The sequence below is a fragment of the Campylobacter pinnipediorum subsp. pinnipediorum genome, assembly GCF_002021925.1.
In the GTDB taxonomy this organism is placed as follows: Bacteria; Campylobacterota; Campylobacteria; order Campylobacterales; family Campylobacteraceae; genus Campylobacter_A; species Campylobacter_A pinnipediorum.
Genome location: NZ_CP012546.1, coordinates 1,199,319 through 1,220,853 on the forward strand (window position 1 = coordinate 1,199,319; position 21,535 = coordinate 1,220,853).

Annotated in this window: 22 protein-coding genes and 1 pseudogene; 20 read left to right on the forward strand and 3 right to left on the reverse strand. The window is 29.9% G+C overall.

All coding sequences use genetic code 11. The features are described from left to right. Positions 1–34 precede the first annotated feature (34 nt). The 8 genes from hemW to CPIN17260_RS06250 all read left to right on the forward strand — a co-directional run bounded on the left by hemW (position 35) and on the right by CPIN17260_RS06250 (position 8,078). Entirely contained in the window at positions 35–1,084 is a 1,050-nt protein-coding gene (gene hemW, locus CPIN17260_RS06215; RefSeq protein WP_078440752.1) for a radical SAM family heme chaperone HemW, read from the forward strand. Between the two features lie 69 nt (positions 1,085–1,153). Continuing rightward, positions 1,154–1,522 (forward strand): Sec-independent protein translocase protein TatB, encoded by a 369-nt coding sequence (gene tatB / locus CPIN17260_RS06220; protein ID WP_069632575.1) that lies wholly within the window; start codon positions 1,154–1,156, stop codon positions 1,520–1,522. Continuing rightward, complete coding sequence (gene tatC, locus CPIN17260_RS06225; RefSeq protein WP_078415289.1) at positions 1,523–2,290, forward strand: twin-arginine translocase subunit TatC; 768 nt, start codon at positions 1,523–1,525, stop codon at positions 2,288–2,290. It abuts the gene before it with no gap. Continuing rightward, entirely contained in the window at positions 2,283–3,302 is a 1,020-nt protein-coding gene (queA, locus tag CPIN17260_RS06230; RefSeq protein ID WP_193431664.1) for a tRNA preQ1(34) S-adenosylmethionine ribosyltransferase-isomerase QueA, read from the forward strand. The genes tatC and queA overlap by 8 nt, the downstream gene beginning before the upstream one ends. After that, positions 3,299–4,120, forward strand: coding sequence for a hypothetical protein (locus CPIN17260_RS06235; RefSeq protein ID WP_069632573.1), 822 nt, complete (start codon positions 3,299–3,301; stop codon positions 4,118–4,120). Before queA ends, CPIN17260_RS06235 begins: the two co-directional genes overlap by 4 nt. A gap of 451 nt (positions 4,121–4,571) precedes the next feature. Then, on the forward strand, positions 4,572–5,972 hold the full coding sequence (locus CPIN17260_RS06240) for an aspartate ammonia-lyase (protein WP_069632572.1): 1,401 nt from the start codon (positions 4,572–4,574) through the stop codon (positions 5,970–5,972). 94 nt (positions 5,973–6,066) lie between these two features. Next, positions 6,067–7,407 carry an anaerobic C4-dicarboxylate transporter gene (locus CPIN17260_RS06245; protein ID WP_078397656.1) on the forward strand — a complete coding sequence of 447 codons (1,341 nt, stop codon included), beginning with the start codon at positions 6,067–6,069 and terminating at the stop codon, positions 7,405–7,407. A gap of 101 nt (positions 7,408–7,508) precedes the next feature. Next, a complete protein-coding gene (locus CPIN17260_RS06250; protein ID WP_078387875.1) occupies positions 7,509–8,078 on the forward strand; it encodes a hydrogenase-4 component G in 570 nt (189 codons plus the stop codon). A gap of 35 nt (positions 8,079–8,113) precedes the next feature. Here the strand turns inward: CPIN17260_RS06250 and sppA are convergent, their stop codons facing one another. Together sppA and mqnF are read right to left on the reverse strand one after the other, a co-directional pair. Then, positions 8,114–8,977 (reverse strand): signal peptide peptidase SppA, encoded by an 864-nt coding sequence (gene sppA / locus CPIN17260_RS06255; protein ID WP_078440754.1) that lies wholly within the window; start codon positions 8,975–8,977, stop codon positions 8,114–8,116. Next, the gene (gene mqnF, locus CPIN17260_RS06260; protein WP_078440755.1) at positions 8,965–10,173 is read right to left on the reverse strand and encodes an aminofutalosine deaminase family hydrolase; all 1,209 of its coding nucleotides are present in this window, start codon (positions 10,171–10,173) and stop codon (positions 8,965–8,967) included. The genes sppA and mqnF overlap by 13 nt, the downstream gene beginning before the upstream one ends. Before the next feature lie 111 nt (positions 10,174–10,284). Between mqnF and aroQ the strand changes: the two genes are divergently transcribed. From aroQ to CPIN17260_RS06320, 12 genes are all read left to right on the forward strand, one after another. After that, positions 10,285–10,743 carry a type II 3-dehydroquinate dehydratase gene (gene aroQ / locus CPIN17260_RS06265; protein ID WP_180374445.1) on the forward strand — a complete coding sequence of 153 codons (459 nt, stop codon included), beginning with the start codon at positions 10,285–10,287 and terminating at the stop codon, positions 10,741–10,743. Next, the gene (locus CPIN17260_RS06270) at positions 10,740–11,768 is read left to right on the forward strand and encodes a M24 family metallopeptidase (RefSeq protein ID WP_078440756.1); all 1,029 of its coding nucleotides are present in this window, start codon (positions 10,740–10,742) and stop codon (positions 11,766–11,768) included. The genes aroQ and CPIN17260_RS06270 overlap by 4 nt, the downstream gene beginning before the upstream one ends. Then, entirely contained in the window at positions 11,765–12,241 is a 477-nt protein-coding gene (folK, locus tag CPIN17260_RS06275; protein WP_078440757.1) for a 2-amino-4-hydroxy-6-hydroxymethyldihydropteridine diphosphokinase, read from the forward strand. The genes CPIN17260_RS06270 and folK overlap by 4 nt, the downstream gene beginning before the upstream one ends. A 14-nt stretch (positions 12,242–12,255) precedes the next feature. Continuing rightward, positions 12,256–13,587: a flagellar biosynthesis GTPase FlhF gene (flhF, locus tag CPIN17260_RS06280; protein WP_078440758.1), complete on the forward strand. Its 1,332-nt coding sequence runs from the start codon at positions 12,256–12,258 to the stop codon at positions 13,585–13,587. Next, entirely contained in the window at positions 13,584–14,453 is an 870-nt protein-coding gene (locus CPIN17260_RS06285; RefSeq protein ID WP_069632563.1) for a P-loop NTPase, read from the forward strand. The genes flhF and CPIN17260_RS06285 overlap by 4 nt, the downstream gene beginning before the upstream one ends. A 9-nt stretch (positions 14,454–14,462) precedes the next feature. After that, positions 14,463–14,813, forward strand: a complete 351-nt coding sequence (locus CPIN17260_RS06290; RefSeq protein ID WP_069632562.1) for a hypothetical protein — start codon at positions 14,463–14,465, stop codon at positions 14,811–14,813. Then, entirely contained in the window at positions 14,785–15,489 is a 705-nt protein-coding gene (locus CPIN17260_RS06295; RefSeq protein ID WP_078440759.1) for an RNA polymerase sigma factor FliA, read from the forward strand. Before CPIN17260_RS06290 ends, CPIN17260_RS06295 begins: the two co-directional genes overlap by 29 nt. Beyond that, on the forward strand, positions 15,489–16,586 hold the full coding sequence (fliM, locus tag CPIN17260_RS06300) for a flagellar motor switch protein FliM (protein WP_069632560.1): 1,098 nt from the start codon (positions 15,489–15,491) through the stop codon (positions 16,584–16,586). The genes CPIN17260_RS06295 and fliM overlap by 1 nt, the downstream gene beginning before the upstream one ends. Continuing rightward, entirely contained in the window at positions 16,576–17,427 is an 852-nt protein-coding gene (gene fliY / locus CPIN17260_RS06305; RefSeq protein ID WP_069632559.1) for a flagellar motor switch protein FliY, read from the forward strand. Before fliM ends, fliY begins: the two co-directional genes overlap by 11 nt. After that, a complete protein-coding gene (locus CPIN17260_RS06310) occupies positions 17,424–18,011 on the forward strand; it encodes an LOG family protein (RefSeq protein ID WP_078440760.1) in 588 nt (195 codons plus the stop codon). Before fliY ends, CPIN17260_RS06310 begins: the two co-directional genes overlap by 4 nt. A gap of 50 nt (positions 18,012–18,061) precedes the next feature. Beyond that, positions 18,062–19,081 (forward strand): tRNA 2-thiouridine(34) synthase MnmA, encoded by a 1,020-nt coding sequence (mnmA, locus tag CPIN17260_RS06315; protein ID WP_069632557.1) that lies wholly within the window; start codon positions 18,062–18,064, stop codon positions 19,079–19,081. Between the two features lie 157 nt (positions 19,082–19,238). Beyond that, positions 19,239–20,681, forward strand: a complete 1,443-nt coding sequence (locus CPIN17260_RS06320) for a sodium:solute symporter family protein (protein ID WP_157887344.1) — start codon at positions 19,239–19,241, stop codon at positions 20,679–20,681. Positions 20,682–20,790: 109 nt separating this feature from the next. Here the strand turns inward: CPIN17260_RS06320 and CPIN17260_RS06325 are convergent. Then, a pseudogene (locus CPIN17260_RS06325) lies at positions 20,791–21,269 on the reverse strand (SbmA/BacA-like family transporter). Positions 21,270–21,535 lie beyond the last annotated feature (266 nt).

Here is a 21,535-nt window from a genome sequence, read left to right on the forward strand (position 1 = left end):
TAAAAATTAATCAAAAAGATTGGATACTTTAATATTGCTACTATATATTCATATACCATTTTGTGAAACCAAATGCCCATATTGTGCATTTGGTTCTGTTGTAGGAAAAGACTCAAAAGCCAATAGTTATTTTAAAGCTTTAGTAAAAGATTTAAAATTTCAAATATCAAATTTTAAAAATCTTAAAATTAAAACAGTTTTTATAGGTGGCGGAACACCTAGTGTTGTAAATGCAAATTTATACCAAGAAATTTTTGATATATTTTTACCGTATTGTTCAAAAAATGCCGAGATAACAAGTGAAGCAAATCCAAACTCGGCATCTTTACAGTGGCTAAAAAAAATGAAAGAGATAGGTGTAAACAGGATAAGTTTTGGAGCTCAAAGTTTTAATGAAAAAAAATTAAAATTATTAGGAAGAGCACATAATGCTCAAGATGCAAAAAATGCTGTGATAAATGCAAAAAATGCAGGGTTTAAGAATATAAATGTAGATATGATTTACTCTACAAAATTTGATAACAAGAAACTTTTAAAACAAGAGATTGAAAATATAAAACAACTAAAAATAAATCACTTAAGTGCTTACTCGCTAACACTTGAAGAAAACACACCTTTTTATAACAAAACACAATACCAAAACAATAGCCCGATTTTAGCAAATTTTATAATTTCTGAGATAAAAAAAGCTGGATTTAAACAATACGAAATTTCCAACTTTGGAAAAGCTTGTCAGCATAATCTAAACTACTGGAAAGGAAATGAGTATATAGGCATAGGGGCTTACTCTGTTGGGTTTTATGATAAAAAAAGATTATATGCTAGTGAAAATATAGATAATTACATAAAAAATCCGCTAGAAAGAAAAATTGAAAAATTATCAAAAGATGATTTATTGTTAGAACATATATTTTTAGGCGCTAGAAGCAAAATAGGAATAGATAAAAAAAAATTAAGCCAAGAACAAATCAAAAAAGCTGAAATTTTAAAAAAATCCAGAAAGATTATAGAAAAAAATGGAAGATATTTTGTTAAAAATTTTCTTTTAGCTGATGAAATTGCTCTTTTTATAAATGAAAATTAATTAAATTTTGAGAAAAATAAAGCTAAAATAGACACCTTAAATTTGATAAAAGTATAGGACAAAAAAAATATGTTTGGAATGAGTCTTCCTGAAATAATAATGATAGCAGTTGTTGCTGTAATAGTCCTAGGTCCTGATAAGCTTCCACAGACTATGGTTAGTATAGCCAAGGCATTAAAAAGCATTAAAAAAAGTGTCAATGATGCAAAAGTAAGCTTTGATCAAGAGATAAAGATAGCAGAACTAAAAGAAGATGCTAAAAAATACAAAGAAAGTATAGAAAAAACAACTCAAAATGTCAGAAAAAAGCTCACTTTTGAAGAGCTAGATGAGCTAAAAAAAGGTGTAACTAAAGATATAAACACTATACAAGAGAGTATAAAAAACCCAACAAAAGCGATAAAAGACACAATACTAAACGATAAAGAAGAAAAATAAATGTTTGAAGAATTAAAACCTCATTTAGCAGAACTCAGAAAAAGACTTACAATAAGCTTTGTTAGCGTAATAATTGGTTTTTTTGTGTGTTTTAGTTTCTGGAATCCGATACTAGCTTGGATGAGCGAACCATTAAAAGAGGTATTGCCAGAAGGAAGCAATATAATCTTTACACAGATACAAGAGCCATTTTTTACAGCTATGAAAGTAGCCTTTTTTACAGGTCTTATTTTGACACTGCCTATAATTTTTTGGCAATTTTGGTTATTTGTAGCTCCTGGACTTTATGAAAATGAAAAAAAATACGTTATACCATTTGTGCTTTCAGCGACTCTAATGTTTTTATGTGGTGCTTCGTTTTGCTACTATGTTGTTGTTCCACTTGGTTTTAAATTCCTAGTAAATTTTGGCGGTCAATTATTTACAGCACTTCCAAGCATAGGAGAATACGTTGGATTTTTCACAAAAATATTAGTAGCTTTTGGACTAGCATTTGAGCTTCCTGTGGTTACATTTTTCTTTGCAAAGCTTGGATTGGTTGATGATCAAATGCTTAAAAATTATTCAAGACATGCAATAGTGATTATTTTTATATTTGCAGCCGTTATGACACCACCTGATGTTATAAGCCAACTTCTAATGGCTTTCCCACTTCTTGGTCTTTATGGGATATCTATAATGATAGCAAAAAAAGTAAACCCATATAAGAGCGACGATAAGGAAAACGAAGAACAATCAAATTCAACAAAAAATGATAACAATGAATGATATAAATGCACTTTCTAGCTATGATTATAATTTACCAAATGAATTAATAGCAAATGAGCCAATTATGCCAAAAGAGGATGCAAGACTCTTGGTATACCATAAAAACAGCAAAAAAATACAACATCTAAAATTTGGAGATTTGGCAGATATTTTACCTAAATGTGCTGTTATTTTTAATGATACAAAAGTTATAAAAGCAAGAATTATAGGCAAAAAACAAAGTGGTGGTCAAACAGAGATAATGCTAAATCAACCACTTGGTGATGGCAAATTTAGTGCATATATAAGAGGTAAGGTAAATCAAGGAAGCATGCTAATCTTTGATAACGAAATAAATGCAGAAGTCTTAAAACTAAATGATGATGGAACAAGAGTTGTTAGTTTTTTAAAATCAAATAAAAAATTAGACACAAATGAGGTCTTTAAAGAACTAGAAATTATAGGACATATACCTCTGCCACCATATATAAAAAGAGCAGATACAAAAGAAGATGAAAGCTGGTATCAAAGCATATTTGCACAAAATTCTGGTGCAGTTGCAGCACCAACAGCAAGTCTTCACTTTTCTAATGAAATGCTTGAAAAAATAAAAAATACACACAAAACATCATATATAACACTTCATGTTGGAGCTGGAACATTTAAAGGTGTTGAAAGCGAAAATATAAATGAACACAAAATGCATAGCGAGTTTTTTAGTATACCGCAAGCAACACTAGACATAATAAACTCTGACACACCTATATTAGGTGTTGGAACAACTGTAACTAGATGCATAGAAGAGTATGCTAGAAGCAAAAAAGATAGTGGTTTTTGTAATCTTTTTTTAAATTTAAACAATCCACCTATAAGACAACAATATTTACTTACAAATTTTCATTTACCAAAATCAACACTAATAATGTTAGTAAGTAGCTTTATAGGACTAGATGAAACGATGGAAATTTATAAAACAGCCATAGAGAAAAAATACAGATTTTATTCTTATGGAGATGGGATGATAATAATATGAAAGAGTTTGACCTAGTAAGTGGTTTGAATTTTTTGCTTGAAACACTTTACTATGATGCCATATCTACAAATAATAAAATTTTATTTGATTATGATTTGTCCTATCCTAGAGTTTTTGTCGGAGAAAAAGAGAGGCTTATTAAAACATTAGAATATTCGGCAAAATCTCTTCTTTATGCAAATACACAATCACAAATAATAATATCATTTAAATTAACGAATTATGATAGAAATAGAGTATTTTTTAGAATAACTATAAATTTAAATGAAAACAATCAAAGCAACAATACTCTAGATAAAAAAAATATACAATACCTAAATAAGTGGATAAAATATTCAGATTATGAAGTAATTATAAACAACAACAAAATAATATTGGATATAAAATTAACATTAGGTTCTAAAAGAGATAGCTTTTATGAATTCTTTCATCTAAACAGTCATTTTGAAAAATCAAAAAAATATCATACATTAGTTGCCTATGAAAACAAAGATGGTTTCAATATCTTAAAAAATCAATTACTCTCAATGGATATAAATATAATTCAAAAAAATGACTATGAAACTTTTATGAAACATATGAAAGATGCTATATATAAGCCAAATTTAATATTTTTGTATCAAGATTTTTTAACAAAAAAAAATATTTTTGAAGAGATATATAAAATACAAAAAATTAAAAATTTTTCAATAATCATTATATGCGATAACGAAAACAAGATAGACAAAAAAATAACAAAAGATAGCATAATACTCAGACAACCATATACATATGATTCATTAATTGCAATTTTAAATTTAACACAAAACAAAAACTAAGTGTTATCTAATATGGTTACAATAAAAAATTTATTAAATGTAAAAATAACAAAATAATATATGTAAAAATAAAATCCAAAAGTTTATATAAAATTAAATTATTTTTATATAAACCAATTAATATAAATTAATTGGTTTATATTATTTATATGCGTATATAATAAATATTTTTTATTAGACATATATAATTTTTATATTTTTTCCTTAAAAATTATTGTTTTTTTACTGAATTTTATGGCTATTTATATAACAAAAAAGTTATTTTTTATGTTTTGTAGCTGTTTTTATAATTATTTTAATTAAATTTTACTTATAATATTAAAGTAATATATATTTATAATACTAAAAATGGATATTTGGATAAAAACTTAAAATATAAAATAAAAATTAAACTTTTTTACTAAAAATTATATTATAATTTCAAAATATTTTTTTATACAAAGGATATAAAATGGCTACTAGAAAAGAGCATGATTTTATAGGAGAACTTGAAATAGACGACAGTGTCTATTATGGCGTGCAAACATTTAGAGCACTTGAAAATTTTGTAATTAGTGGAAAAACACTAAAAGAATATCCATTTTTCGTTAAAGCTTTTGCTCAAATAAAAAAAGCAGCTGCTTTATCAAACAAAGAAGTTGGAGTATTAGAAGCAGACAAAGCTGATTTTTTAGCGAAAGCTTGCGATAAGATAATAAATGGAGAGTTTGCAGATCAATTTGTAGTAGATATGATTCAAGGTGGTGCTGGAACATCAACAAATATGAACTTAAATGAAGTTATTACGAATGTCGCACTTGAACTTATGGGACATAAAAAAGGCGAATACCAATATCTACATCCAAACGACCATACCAATTTAGGTCAAAGCACAAATGACACATATCCTAGTTCTATAAAAGTTGCAGTTTATTCCAAAATGACTGATTTGTTAGATGCTATGAATTTATTAAAAGATGAGCTTGAAAAGAAAGCAAAAGAGTTTAAAGATATAATAAAAATGGGAAGAACTGAGCTAGAAGATGCAGTTCCTACAACTCTTGGAAATACATTTAATGCATTTGCAACTTATATAAAAAGCGATATAGAAAAAATTACAGCAGCAAGAGAATCAATGAGATATCTAAATATGGGTGCTACTGCTATAGGAACTGGTATAAATTGCCATCCTGATTACAAAAATGTAATAGAAAAAAAATTAAGTGAGATAGTTGGTGTTGAGTTTAAAAAAGCTAATGATTTTATAGCTGCTACACAAGATACTGCTGATTTTGTTCATGTAAGTGGGGCTTTAAAAACAGCTGCTGTTAGACTAAGCAAAATAGCAAACGATTTGCGCTTAATGAACTCTGGACCAAGATGTGGATTAGGAGAGATAAATTTACCACAAATGCAACCGGGAAGTTCTATAATGCCTGGAAAGGTAAATCCTGTAATATGTGAAGTTGTAGGAGAAGCTTGCTACGAAGTAATAGGCAACGATACAACAATTATGCTTTGTTCTGAAAGAGGAGAATTTGAATTAAATGCTTTTGAACCAGGCATAGCATACGCCTTATTTAATTCACTAATTATATTAGAAAATGCTATGAAAACTATGGCAACAAAAGCTATAAAACATTTAACTGCAAATCCAGAAGCTTGCTTAAAATCAGTGCTTGGTTCTGTAGGTATAGTAACAGCATTTAATCCACATATAGGATATGAAAAGTCAGCAAGTATTGCAAAAGAAGCTTTACAAACTGGAAAACCAGTTGGAGAAATATGCCTAGAAAGAGGGTATTTAACAAAAGAGGAGATAGATAAGATTTTAGAGCCAAAAAATATGCTAAATCCTAGCATGACAAGATAGTTTTAGCAATTAATCTAAGTGTAACAATAAATTTGCTATTATTTTTACATTTTTAAAGCAATATTTTAAATAAATTTAAGGAAGGAGATATTACATGGATATAATGTTAATTTTACAAATCATAGTCCTTTTTGGTGGTATCTATTTAGGTGTTAAATTAGGTGGTATGGGCATAGGCTATGCTGGAGGTCTTGGTGTTATTGTATTAACAATTGGTCTTGGGATGAAGCCAGCTAGTCTACCTTGGGATGTTATTTTAATCATTGCATCAGTAATATCTGCAATAACAGCTATGCAAGTCGCGGGTGGACTTGACTATATGGTTCAAATAGCAGAAAAGTTTTTAAGAAAAAATCCGAAATACATAAACTATCTAGCACCAATAGTAACATACTTATTAACAGTATTTGCAGGAACTGGACATACTGCATTTTCAATACTGCCAGTTATTACAGAAGTTGCGAAAGGACAAAATATAAAACCATCCGCTCCACTTGCATTATCAGTTGTATCATCTCAAGTAGCAATTACAGCAAGTCCTATAAGCGCTGCTTTTGTTGCTATGACTGGTGTTTGCGAACCACTAGGAGTTAGCTACCCAATATTGTTATTAATTTGTATTTCTACAACATTTGGGGCTTGCTTAATCACGTCTTTTATAGTAAATAAATTTTATGACTTAGATCTTTCAAAAGACCCTATATATCAAGAAAGATTAAAAAAAGGTCTTATAAAAGAGCTAAAAGGACAAGAACATAAAGAACTTCTTCCTTATGCAAAAAGATCAGTTGCAATATTTGGTATAGGTGTTTTAGCTGTTGTTATATATGCACTAGCCATATCAAATAGTATTAAGCTAATAGATCCTGTAATACTTGGTAGAGATGGCGCAATAATGAGCTTTATGCTAACAATAGGTGCATTTATAGTAATACTTTGTAAAGTTGATACAAGCAAACTTTTATCAACTAGCACATTTCAAAGCGGTATGAATGCGTGTATATGTGTTCTTGGTATAGCTTGGCTTGGAAGCACATTTGTTGCTGGACACATAGATTCAATAAAAGAAATAGCATCTGAGGTAGTAACAAAATATCCTTATATATTAGCAATTGCTCTTTATTTTGTAAGTTGTCTTCTTTATTCACAAGCAGCAACAACAAAGATAATGATGCCAGCTGTTGCACTTGCAATGGGAATGACTACTCCTGAAAACTCCGGACAAATTTGGATTTTAGTAGCGTCATTTGCTGCTGTTTCTGGTCTATTTGTTCTTCCTACATATCCAACAACACTTGGAGCCATTGCAATGGACGACACAGGAACAACAAAAGTTGGTAAATTTATAATAAACCACTCATTTTTTATTCCTGGCACTATAATGGTAACTATATCTGTTATGCTTGGATTTATTATTGCGCCAATTTTAATCTAACCCAAATTATCAAGCTGAGATAAAATTCTCGGCTTGATAAATTAAAAAAATAATCTTTTTTGCCGATATATATATATAAATTAAGCAATAAAGGATTATATATGCAAATTAACTCGTCTTTTTCAAACATTAATCAGCAAAATATAAATAAAACCAAGCAAAATGAAAATAAATTTGAAAATTTAGATACAACAATGAATGCAAAACAAATTTCAAATTCATATTTTTTACAATACTCTCAACAAATAGAGCAAACAAGTTCATCAAACATAAATGCACAATCATCTATTTTTGGTATATCAAATATAAATATACCAGATAATTTAGCTGAAATTTTAAAAGATATGGATCTAGATAAAATTGGCTATAACGGCAAAAATATAACAGAATTATCAAAAGAAGAAGCAGATGAACTTGTAGGCGAAAATGGTTTTTTTGGAATATCACAAACATCAGAAAGAATAACAAATTTTATAATAAATGGTGCTGGCGATGATGTAGAAAAATTAAGAGCTGGAAAAGAAGGAATGTTAAGGGGTTTTAAAGAAGCTGAAAAATTATGGGGTTCAAAACTTCCTGAAATTTCACAAAAAACAATTGAAAAATCAATACAAGAGATTGATAAAAAACTAGCTGTGCTTGGTGCCGATGTCTTAAATGTGTCAGCTTAATAAATTTTGTCCTAAATTTATTAGGACAAAATTTATTATTTTATCTTTGGTGAAAAAATTAGACTTATAAAAGAATTAACGCCATCAGATGTTATTTTTTGTATTATTTTTTCTATTTTTGGTGTCTCTTGCCAAATTGGCATATCAACATTTGATATATTTTCAAGCTCTTTTTTAGCATCAAAATAGCCACCAAGCTCATCTATAAGGCCAAATTTTATAGCATCACCTGCTAAAAATACCCTTGCATTAGCCCATTCATTTATATTTTCTAATTTCAACTTTCTAGCCAAAGAAACATCGGTAGTAAAAAGCTCATATGATTTATCAACCAACTCTTGAATACTTTGTCTTTCAACATCATTCCACTCTCTAGTAAATGTTCCAGCCTCTTTAAACTCACCAGCCTTCACAACCTGCTCTTTTATGCCTATTTTACTAGCAAGTTCTGATATATTTGGAGCTTGCATTATAACACCTATCGAGCCTATAAAAGAGCCTGGATTGGCTATTATTTTATCAGCATTAACACCAGCATAATAACTACCACTTGTCATGCTTCCAGCCGCATAAGAGACAACTTTCTTTTCAAGTTTTAGTTTTTTAACCTCCATAGCTATCTCAACACTAGGGCTTAAAGAACCACCCGGGCTATCTATATAAAGCAAAACACCTCTTATGTTTTTATCATTTCTTATATCTTCAAGCTTTTTAATGACCTCATCAGCATTAAAAATAGCACCTCTTATATCAACTTGTGCCAAATTTGGACTTTTTACATCAGCTTCTGGCGAAAAAACCAAAAACAAGATTAATAAAAAAATCAAAGCCTTAAAATAGTTATTTATAAACCTAAAAATAGCAATTATTGATAAAAAAATATTTTTTAAAAATTGCATTCATCTCCTCCTATATAAAGTTTTTTTACATTTTTTGTATGCAAAAGCATCTGTGTTAAAAGTGAGCTTTTATCGCATTGTGGTGCTGTTAAAACCATAATATCAGAATTATACCCTTTTTTAAGCACTCCATTATTTAAAACTAAAGCATTAGCACCTCCAATAGTAGCAGCTTTAAATAACTTCTTGCAAAGCTCATTTAAACTAAAATCACAATGGGTAAAAATAGCTGCCCTAATCTCATCAAACATATTTAAACTCAAATTAGAACTAAGACCATCTGTTCCTATATTTAAAGATATATCAGACTCAAATACACCTTTTAAATCAAGCCTCTTATCTCCAAGAAGTCTATTTGAACGAGGACAATGCGTTATACTATGATTCTTATCAAAATCTTTTAAATTTGAAGCATAAACACAATGTGTAAAAAGAGTCTTTAATCCTTTGAAATTTGCAAAAAATTCATCAGGATTATACATAGGCTTTGGATTATCAACAAATTTTTTGAGATGATTTTCAAAATTTCCCTTACCCTCTTCAAGCCACTGTTTTTCGTATTTGCTCTCTAAAAAATGAGTAGATAAAACTAGCTTTTCTTTTTTTGCAAACTCTAATGATTTTTGTAAAAGCTTAGGATGAACTGAATAAGGCGAATGTATAGCCATTGCCGGTATAAATCTCTCGCTTTTATACTTTACGCTTTCGTTAAAACGCTTTAAAAATAAATCAAAACTTTGTTCACAATAAAGCTCATTTGAACCCAAAATTTCATTAAACATAACTACATTTAAAGGTGAGTTTGCCAAAGACTTAATATCGTTACCAAAACTTGATATCGCACCAACACTTGCTATTCCACTTTTTAGCATTGATTTTATAGCTTTTTCAATTACTTTTGGCGTTCCTTTTTTCACCAAAAAAGCTGAGTTTTTAACAATAGAACCAAGCCATACAATAAAATCACCATAAACCAAACTACTTTTATTTGCACTAAATTCCAAATGAACATGTGTATTTACAAAAGCTGGAGCTATGATAGAGTTTTTCATATCAATCACTTCGGCATTATTATATTTTTTTATAATTGTATCAGCATCGCCCATATCTATAATATGCTTTTGAAAAACAATAGCATGGTCTTTTAAAAAATTTAAATTTTCATCTATTAAGTACTTTGCTTTTAATATCTTCATATTTTACCCCTAAAAGTTGAGTATTGTAGCAAAAATTTAGAAATAAAAATGTATAATCTAGTTACATTTTATCAATGAAAGGTTATAAACGTGGATAAGAAATTTAAAATAATGGTTATTCAAGGACCAAATATCAATATGCTAGGTGTTAGAGACCTAGGTATGTACGGAAGTATGAAGATGGAAGATATCCATTCTCAGATGAAAGTAGTTGCAGAACAATATGGAGCTGATATTGAGTTTTTCCAAAGCAATTTTGAAGGTGAATTGGTAGATAAAATACAAGAGTGCTTAGGTGAGGTTGATGGAATCATAATAAACCCGGCTGCATATTCTCATACTTCAATAGCAATAAGAGATGCTATAAGTGCCGTTGGATTACCAACCATAGAAGTTCATATAAGCAACATATATAGAAGAGAAGAGTTTAGAGAAAAAAGCTTGATAGCACCTGTATGTGCTGGTCATATTGCTGGTTTTGGACCTGTAGGATATCATTTAGCTATGATAGGAATGTTACAAATTTTTGATCAAATCAAAGCATTAGAAGCAGCAAATCAAAATCAATGAAAAATTATATCCTAAGAGATGAAAATGCTGTATTTTTTGAATGTGGATACAGCTGTGATAATGAAATTTTTATCTGTATAGATGGGTATAAATTTTTTATCGCTGATGCAAGATATGCTATAGAAGCACAAGAGTTTGCAAAATCAGATGTTAATGTCATATGCACACAAACAAGTGTTATCAAAGAAGCTAGATTTTTATTAAGAAAACTTAAACCAAAAAATCTAGTTTTTGATCCATTTGATTTTAGCTATGCTGATTTTAATAAACTCTCTTCATCTCTTGGGATTCATTTTATACAAAAACCAAATTTTTCAAAGTTAAAAAGAATTATTAAAAGCCAAGAAGAGATCCAAATCTTGCAACAAGCAGCAAAATTTGGAGAAAAATGTTTTGATGAATTTGCTGATTTTATTAGGAAAAATGGCGAAAATATGAGCGAAGAAGAGCTATTTTTTAATGCAAATTCGATTTTTCGCCAAAAAAATACACTAGGTCTAAGTTTTGAACCAATAGTCGCAATAAACGAAAATGCAGCAAAAGCACACGCCCTGCCAAGCAAAAAAAAGCTACAATATGGGGATTTGCTCTTAGTTGATGCAGGTGTTAGATACAAAAAATACTGTTCTGACAGAACAAGAACGGCTTGTTTTGATGAGAATTTTAACTTTTCAAAAGAGCAAAAATTTAAAAATCAAAAACAACAAGATGTATATGAGATAGTAAAACAAGCTCAAATCAAAGCTATAAACATCATAAAACCGAGCATAAAAGCAAAAGAGATAGACTTAGCAGCTAGAAATTTCATAGCAAAAGCTGGTTATGAAAAAGAGTTTTTTCACTCAACCGGACACGGAGTTGGGATAGATATACATGAGTTTCCAAACATAAATAAAAGAAGCGAAACTATCATTCAAGAAGGTATGATTTTTAGTGTAGAACCTGGAATTTACATACAAAACGAATTTGGTGTTAGGATAGAAGATGTGGTTTTAGTAACCAAAGATGGGGCTTTGATTTTATGATAGCAGATGGAGCAAGGTCTATCACAAGCTCATCTTTTTTTCCAAAATATTTTGGATTTAAAAATAATTTTAAATTTAATACATTAATAGGAGTTGGTGGAAACATAGGAAATACAAAAAAAATATTTGATAGATTTATAAGAGCATTAAAAAATGATAAAAGATTTCACATAGTTGAAACATCTCCAATACTTATAAATAAAGCATTTGGATATATATATCAAGATGATTTTAGTAATGCTGTTATAAATTTACAAACTAGTGTAAGTCCATATAATTTATTAAAAATAATGCAAAATTATGAGAAAATTTTTAGGCGGACAAGAAGTTTTAAAAATGCACCAAGAACAATTGATTTGGATATATTATATTTTAGTAATAAGGTAAGAAAAACCTCAAAACTAACAATACCACATATCGGAGCAAATCAAAGACTTAGTGTTATAATTCCGCTTGGACTTATGAAAGCTTAAAAAAAGGGACTTTAATGGCAACCAAAATGTATTCGGTTACAGCAGAAAGTAGTATAGAGGCATTAAAAAAGGCAAGAGAACTTTATGGTGATAATGCTATTCATGTTACAACCAAACAAATACAGCCTAAAACTATCAACAAAAAGCCAATATTTGAAGTTGTTGTAAGTGTTGAAGAAACCGATGAAATAAAGCAAAAACCAAATCCTGTAGTATTAAATTATGAAAATGCATATTCTAAATTCAACCAAAAACAAGAACCAGTAAAGCCAAAATTTAGCATAACAGAAGCAACAAAAGAGTCAGCAAAACAAAATAAATTAAATAGCGAAGATGTAATGCTTAGCATATCAAACATGGCAAAAGAGATAAGTGAAATAGCAAATATTCCAGCCATTGAACCCATCCAAAAAGAACAAAGCCAGACAAATAAAAAAATGGATGAAGTGGCAAAACAAGTAAATATTTTAAGCGAAAAGGTAAATCTCATAACTGATATGTTTTGGGATGAAAGAGCAGTTAGTAGAAATCATCTAGCAATTCCGCCCGAGTTTGCAACTATATACAAAGCAGCAAAAAGTAGTGGCATGAAAGAAGAGCATTTAGAGGCTATAATGCACACAACCTTAACTAATATGCCAACAAGCATGAAAGCAAACCCAACAGCTGTAAAAAGATATTTTTACTCTTTACTTAGAAATATGCTTCCTTGTAGAAAAGAAAAAAAGCATTCAAAACAAAAAATTATGATGCTAGTTGGACCAACAGGAGTCGGCAAGACAACCACACTAGCAAAACTTGCTGCAAGATTTGCATATAGTAGTGAAAAAAGATACACAACAGGCATAATAACACTTGATACATATAGAATAGGAGCTGTCGAACAGCTGTTTCAATATGCAAAAATGATGAAACTTCCAATTCTTGATGTTATTGAAATAGATGATTTTAAAGATGCTATAAGAAGACTAAATCATTGTGATATTATACTTATTGACACAACCGGAAACTCACAATATGACAAAGAAAAACTAGATAAGCTTGATAAGTTTTTAAGAGCAAGTGAAGCACAAATAGATGTAAGCTTGGTTCTTAGTGCTGGGTCAAAAGTAGATGATTTGATAGAAATTTATAATGGTTTTTCTTTTTTGGATATAGACACGCTAATCATAACAAAGTTTGATGAAACAAGAGTGTTTGGAAATGTATTTTCTTTGATATATGAGACAAATACGCCTGTTAGCTATTTTTGTGTTGGACAAGAGGTTCCCGATGATTTGATAGAAGCAAAAAGTGATTTTTTGGTTTCTTGTGTCTTAGAAGGTTTTAAAAAGGATGTTTTATGATAAATCAAGCACATAAGTTAAAAAACCTAGTTTCAAATGCTACAAATCAAACACAAAAAAGAACACATTTTATAGCCATAACAAGTGGCAAAGGCGGTGTTGGCAAAAGCACTATTAGTGCCAATATAGCAAATGTTTTAGCTACAAATGGATACAAGGTCGCACTTTTAGATGCTGATATAGGACTTGCTAATTTAGATGTTATCTTAAATGTAAAAATGGGTAAAAATTTATTAAACGTATTAAAAGGCGAATGCTCCTTAAAAGAGATACTAATAGAAGTTAAAAAAAATTTAATACTAATACCTGGCGAAAGCGGAGATGAGATATTAAAGTTTAATAATCAATTTTTATATGAGAGATTTTTAACTGAGGCAAATGAGCTTGATGAGCTTGATTTTATGATAATAGACACAGGTGCTGGCATAGGTGGAAGCACTCAGCTCTTTTTAGAAGCCGCTGATGAGGTTGTTGTTGTAACTATACCAGACCCAGCAGCGATAACTGATGCATATGCAGTTATAAAAATTTTATCAAAATTTAAAAGCAACCCTTTACTTCTTTTAAATATGGTAAAAAATGAAAACGAAGCTACAAAGATATTTGAAAATATCAAAAAAGTAGCTGTAGCAAATATAAAAAATGAATTAGATCTTGAATTTATAGGTCATTTAAATGCTGATAAAATAATATCAAAAAGTATAAAACAAAGGACACTATTCAGCGATGATGCCCCATATAGTAATTCAACATCTGAGCTAAAAGATATTGTGTCAAAAATTTTATATAAACTGGAACGAAAAGTGCTTGTAAATGAAAACCACAGTTTTAGTGGATTTTTCAAACGATTGATAGAGCAATTTTAAGGAATTATAGTGAGAGCGGAAAATTATATAGCATTTTTTACTGTTTGTGGTTTTTTTACTGGAATAATATGGTCTTTTATAAAAGCACAAGAGGCTATTGATATGCTTGTATACACCGTCTTAATCACTTTTTTTTACTATCTTATTATACACATAATAATTATGAATTATGTTGACATAAAAACAACAATAAAGAAATTTTTTGATAAAGAAAAACATGAGGAAGTTGCTGATTATTTACTTAGTGAATTAGCGATAAGAGAAAAGCGAATAGAACATCTAATTGTCATGCAAGAGCCTGAGCCAAAGCAAAAAACAACAGGTAAAACAAATGCAAGATCAAAAGCAAAAGCAGCCTAACCCTTATCAAAATGCTATAAAAAAAGAACAAGATGAGATTGTTTTATCATACATGCCTGCATTAAAAACAATGGCATTTCGCTTAAAAGAGAGACTTCCAGCTAATATAGAAGTAAGTGAACTTATAAGCATAGGCGTGGAAGAGATGATAAAACTCAGCAGGAAATATGATAAAACACAAAATGATTCTTTTTGGGGATACGCAAGAAAAAGAGTTTATGGCTCCATGCTTGATTATCTAAGAAGTCTTGATATAGTAAGTAGATCAAACAGAAAACTCATCCGTCAAATAAATAAAGCCGTAGATGAGTATTTTAATAAATTTGAAGAAGAGCCTGATGATGAGTATCTAGCTAAAGTCTTAAATGAAGATATAGAAAAGATAAAAGATGCAAGAAATGCAAATATGGTAAGTTCTGTTTTATCGCTAGATGAGCAAATAGGTGCTTTAAGTAGTGAAAACACAGAAGAAACTGTCTCAAGAGATGACTTGATTCAAAAAATTGAAAATGTTTTAAATAACTTTACACAAAGAGAACAACTTATAATACAACTTTATTATTATGAAGAGCTAAGTTTAAAAGAAATAAGTGAAATTTTAGAAATAAGTGAAGGTAGAATTTCTCAAATTCACAAAAGACTCTTAACTAAAATAAGAGAACATTTGGAGGGTTAATGGCTGATATTTTAAGTCAAGAAGAGATAGATGCACTACTTGAAGTTGTTGATGGAGACACAGAGCCACATGAAATAGAGCACTCTAGTGACAACAGTGAACAAAAACAGATCATTATATATGACTTTAAGCGTCCAAATCGTGTATCAAAAGAACAACTTCGTGCAATAAAGGGGATACACGATAAACTAGCCAGAAACCTAGCTTCTCAAATTTCTAGCGTTATGAGAAGCATAGTCGAAATAAGACTTCACAGTGTAGATCAGATGACTTATGGCGAGTTTTTAATGAGTCTTCCAAGCCCTACAAGCTTTAACGTGTTTTCAATAAAACCACTTGATGGAAATTGTATACTAGAGATAAACCCAAGCATTGCATTTCCTATGATAGATAGATTACTTGGTGGAAATGGCGAAAGTTTTGAAACTAACAGAGAACTAACCGAAATAGAGATAAACTTACTTGATGCTATACTAAGAATGATAATGCAAAGGCTAAAAGAGAGCTGGTCTATGATAACTGATATGTATCCAAATGTTGAGGCCAAGGAAAGTAGTCCAAATGTTGTTCAAATAGTATCTCAAAATGAAATTGTAATAATGGTGGTAATGGAGATAATAGTAGGAAACTCGAGTGGTATGATAAATATATGCTATCCTGTAATATATCTTGAGCCTATATTATCTCGCTTAGCAAATAGAGATATAATGCTTGGTGAAACAAGTGCTAAAAAAAGCAGAAATAAAGAACTAAAAACATTGATAGGAAGAGCTGAAATTTTATATGAAGCCATACTAGGAAAAACAGTAATTAGTGTAAATGAATTTCTTGATTTAAAAGAAGGAGATATATTAAGACTTGATAGAGGTGCTGACGATAAAGCTATAGTTGCTATTGATAAAAAAGAGGTATTTTTAGCAGAAGTTGGGCTTTATAGGTTTAGAAAATCTATAAAAATAGAACAGTTAATAAGATCAGATAAAGATGAAATAAAAAATATACTAGAAAAATATGAAGAGGAAAGAAAAGCAAAACTTTTAGCATACGAGCAAGAAGAGAAACAAAGACAAGAGGAAGAAAAACACAATGATGAATGAATTTTTTAATATATTTTCAAATGAAATAAAAGCCACAATTGAAGGGCTTACAGGCAAAACTCCAGAGATTGGGGAAAGAAATGACTTTGATGCCAAAACACAAAATGGCATCAAAACACCTCTTGTAACTTCAAACATAGCCATAAAAGGCGAATGCAATGCAAAAGGGATGCTCGTTTGCACACCTGTACTCATAAGTGCTATTGGCGAATGGATGATGGGCGAAGAAGAGATAACTAAAAATGAAAATTTAAGTGAAGATGACCTAGATGCAGCAAAAGAGATATTTTCAAATCTTATAGGTGCATTTAATACATCACTAGGTGCTCAAAAAAATCTACCAAAACTAAGCTTTGAAGTCCTTGGGGTAAATTTTTTAAAAGAAGATGAAAATTTAGATCTAAGTGACTTTGAAAAATTATATCTTTTTAATATAAAAATAGAAGATTTAGATGAATATATAGGATTTATTGGAGATGACGCATTTAATCAAGCAATAGATCCGAGCCAAAAAAAAGAAGAAAGTAAACAACAAAAGCAAAATACAACAAATAATTCAGGAAATTTAACAACAGAAGAGATGAGAAACATAGGTCTTATAATGGACGTAAGACTACCTATAAGGGTAAGAATAGGCTCTAAAAGAATGCTTTTAAAAGATGTTTTGTCGATGGATATAGGATCCGTAATAGAACTAAATCAACTTGCAAATGATCCTCTTGAAATTTTAATAGGCGATAAAGTGATAGCATATGGAGAAGTTGTTATTGTTGATGGAAACTTTGGCATACAAATCACACAAATAGGCTCAAAAAAAGAAAGGCTTGAACAATTAAAATGAAATTTATAAATGAATTTACAAGTTATAAAGATAATCTAACAATATCTGAAAGTAATGTAACCTTTTTTGGCTCAGCAAGATTTAAACCTGATAATAAATACTGCATAAAAGCAAAAGAATTAGCTTTTATGTTAAGTGAAAATGGTATAAACATAATCACTGGTGGTGGCGATGGAATAATGGGGGCAGCAAACGAAGGTGCATACAAAAGTAAAAAATCACAAAGCATAGGATTTAACATAAAACTGCCTTTTGAACAACAAATAAATAACTTTACTAGCTATAGTTTTATATTTTCAAACTTCTTGCCTAGAAAATTTGCACTTATCGAGCATTCAAAAGCTTTTGTTGTATTTCCAGGAGGATTTGGGACTCTTGATGAACTATTTGAGGTCTTGGTTTTATCACAAACAAAACTCAAAAAGGCGAAAATTTTCTTATATGGTGTTGAGTTTTGGAAAAAACTTGATGATTTTATAAAAACTACATTACTAAACGAAAATGCAATAGACACAAACAGCTTGGAACTATACAAAATAACCGATGATTTAGACTTTATTAAAAACAAAATTTTAAATATTTAAAAAAATAAAATATAATCCAAGTTTCAAAATTTTAAATAAAAAAGGTTCACATGAAAATAATGGTTGCGATGAGTGGCGGTGTAGATAGCACTATGACCGCTAAATTTTTAAAAGAACAAGGGCATGAAGTACAAGGTTGTTATATGAAACTTCATTCTAAACCAGGATATCACGAAGAAAATATAAGAAAAGTTAAAAAAGTTGGTGAATATCTTGGCATAAAAGTTCATATTTTGGATTTGCAAAATGAGTTTAATAAATATGTCTATGATCCATTTATAAATCTATACAAAAATGGAAAAACACCAAACCCTTGTGCATTATGTAATAAATTTATAAAGCTTGGTGTTTTGCTTGATTTTGCAAAGGAAAACGGTTGCGAAAAACTAGCTACAGGACACTATATACAAATAATTGATGGGCTAATAACATCAGCAAAAGATGACACAAAAGATCAAAGTTATTTCTTAGCTCAAGTTCCACGAGAGATTTTAAAAGATGTTATTTTTCCACTTGGGGATAAATTTAAAAAAGATATAAAAGAACTTGCAAAAAGTGTTGATGTACTTAAAGAATTTGGAGAACAAGCTGAAAGTAGCGAGATATGCTTTGTTGATAAGACATACATAGAAGTATTGCAAAAACATTATAACACAAGCTTACCTGGAAAAGTTGTTGATAAAAGTGGCAAAGAGATAGGCACACATCAAGGATATATGCATTACACTATTGGGAAAAGACGTGGTTTTGAAATACACGGTGCACATGAACCACATTTTGTACTTAAAATCAATGCAGACAAAAACGAGATAGTTGTTGGCTCAAAAGATGATCTAAAAGAAAACAAAGTGTTGCTTGAAAATGTAAATATGTTTATAGATGATTTAGAGTTTGAGTGTGATGTAAAAATAAGATACAGAAGCCCTAAAATCAAAGCAAAAGCAAAAATAGACACAACAAATAATACTGCTGTATTAAATTTAAATGAAGATGCTTATGGTGTGGCGCAAGGACAGCTTTGTGTTATGTATAAAGGCGATCAAGTTATAGCAAGTGGCTTTATAGCTTAATAAAATTCCATAAATTAGTCCTAACTTGTAGGGCTAATTTTAACTTATTTAACAATAATTGTTAAATAAAACATATAATCTTACGTTCAATTTTTTATCTTATTAAAAAACAAACAATTTTAGTATTTTTTATAAATACCAATTTGAAGGAGTTTTATTGAGTACCTTACAGACCATATCGTTAGCTGGTTTGATTATTTATTTTGCCGTGTTGCTTTTTATAGTAGCAAAAGAAAAGAAAAACAGTAGCACGATTGATTATTTTTTTGCAGGCAGATCTTTACCATTTTGGGCTTTGTCTATAACCTTTATAGCATCTTGGTGGGGTGCTGGTTCGGCGCTATCTACAGCAGACCTTGCCTACTCAGATGGACTTGGTGCATTTTGGTATTATGGTGTTCCTGTGCTTATATCTACTTTTTTAATGATAGTTGGCTCAAAGGCTATAAGAAGGGTTGAATATCTAACACAAGGTGAGATGATGGAAGCTAGATACTCAAAAAGCACATCTAAATTTCTTTCAGTTATGATACTTATTTTTATGACTTTTACAGCGGCATCTCAGATGGTAGGCATAGGAAATTTTTTCGGTACATATCTAGGAATACAATACGAAACAGCCGTGATAATAGGCACTGTTATAGTTTTAATGTATTCAACATTTGGTGGGTTTCGTGGTGTTGTTTTGACAGACATCATACAATTTGTTTTGCTTAGTGTTTCAGCTATAGCGGTATTTGTGGTAGCTATAAGCAATACTGGTGGCTTTTTAGATATAGCAAATACAGCAAAAAGCCTAGGTAAAGATAATTATATGAGCATAAGTGATGGAGCATCAAAATATATGATGTATGTTATAACCTTTGGTTGTGCTTGGATGATACAGGCAAATGTTTGGCAAAGAATTTCAGCAACCAAAAGCGACAAAGATGCTTATAAAATGACAGTTATGAGCTTTTTTGCTTATATTCCACTTTATTTAATAGTAGTTTTTACAGGCATGGCTGGGATAGTTCTTTTTGATAAACTGCCAGAAGGTGGCGTAGTAACAGCCATAGTTACAGAATATATGTCGCCTATTCTTGGGGCTATTGTTTTTGTTGGTATTTCAGCAGCCATTATGTCTACCATGGACTCGCTTATAAACACGGGTGCAATGACTCTTACTATGGATTTAGCCAAAAAAGATAAAAGCGAAAAAGAAAAACTAGCATTTTCTCGTATAGCAACGTTTATAGTTACTATTGTAGCACTTGTTATTTCTTTAAGGATTAAATCTGTTTTAGAGATTTCTTGGATAGCCTCTGATATCATAACAACTGGTGTTTTTATACCTTTGGTTTTTGGTTTTATATATAGAAGAGGCAACTCAAAAGCAGCTATAGCTTCTATGGGATTTGGGCTTGTTTATTGTCTTTATAATCTTGCTAGAAGTTTTGAGCCGTCTATGCCAGCATTTTGGGAGCCAAACTCAACAGCACAAGTCATAATCGGAGTAAGTAGCTCAGCCATAATATATTTTGTAGTTAGTGTTTTGACAAAACCAGAATACGAAAAAGCTGATCAATTCATCAAAATGGCAAACATATTTAAAAAATAGTTTTTATTCCACCAAAAAAGGTGGAATAAATTTATTTTTTCTTATACTATATACTAATTTCAAATTCTTTTAAACGCTTGTGAATATATCTAGGCTCGGTTATAGTTTTCTAATTATCTATAAAAATACTGAAACTTGAACGAACTTGTGAAAATGCAATACTTACATAAACCAAGACGCCAAGCGTTATAAGCCCAGTAAAAAGCTCCTCACCCATGATAATATACGGAACAATAACTAAAATTTGAGAAAAAGAATAAAGCCAAATATTAAAATAACCATAATGTAAAAACAGTCTTGAATAATTAAATTTCAAGCCAATAAAAAGCTCGGTTATAGTCTTTGTATCGGCATAATTGATCTTATCTTCTTCTGCATAAACAAGCTCTTTTCTAAAAGCAGCTCTACTTTTTGATTATTATATTCCAAATTTGGTGATTTAATACCGACTAACCAAGATAACATAAGCCCGCCAATACTCACAAATAAGGCTATCCAGATTAAAAAACTAGGTATATCTTGCATATAATAAAGCTCAACTTTTTTACTAAGTTCCCACCAAATAGGAGTAAAAGCAATAAGTGTCATTAGTATGGTCTTTTACGTTTTGCATAATGTCATAAAATTTTTTATACCAATCATTTATTTAAAAATTGATAAGTTTGAAATATAAGTAATAATATTATAAATACAGAACCTCCATAAGCCCACATAGTCCATTTTTTACTATAAAAAAAAGATGAAAACAACAGCACTCCTTGAGTTAAATTTATAGCGATAATATCTAAACAAATATTAATAAATACGAAAATTTGATATTTATTAATATTTTTTATCGTTATTTAAAAAGATTA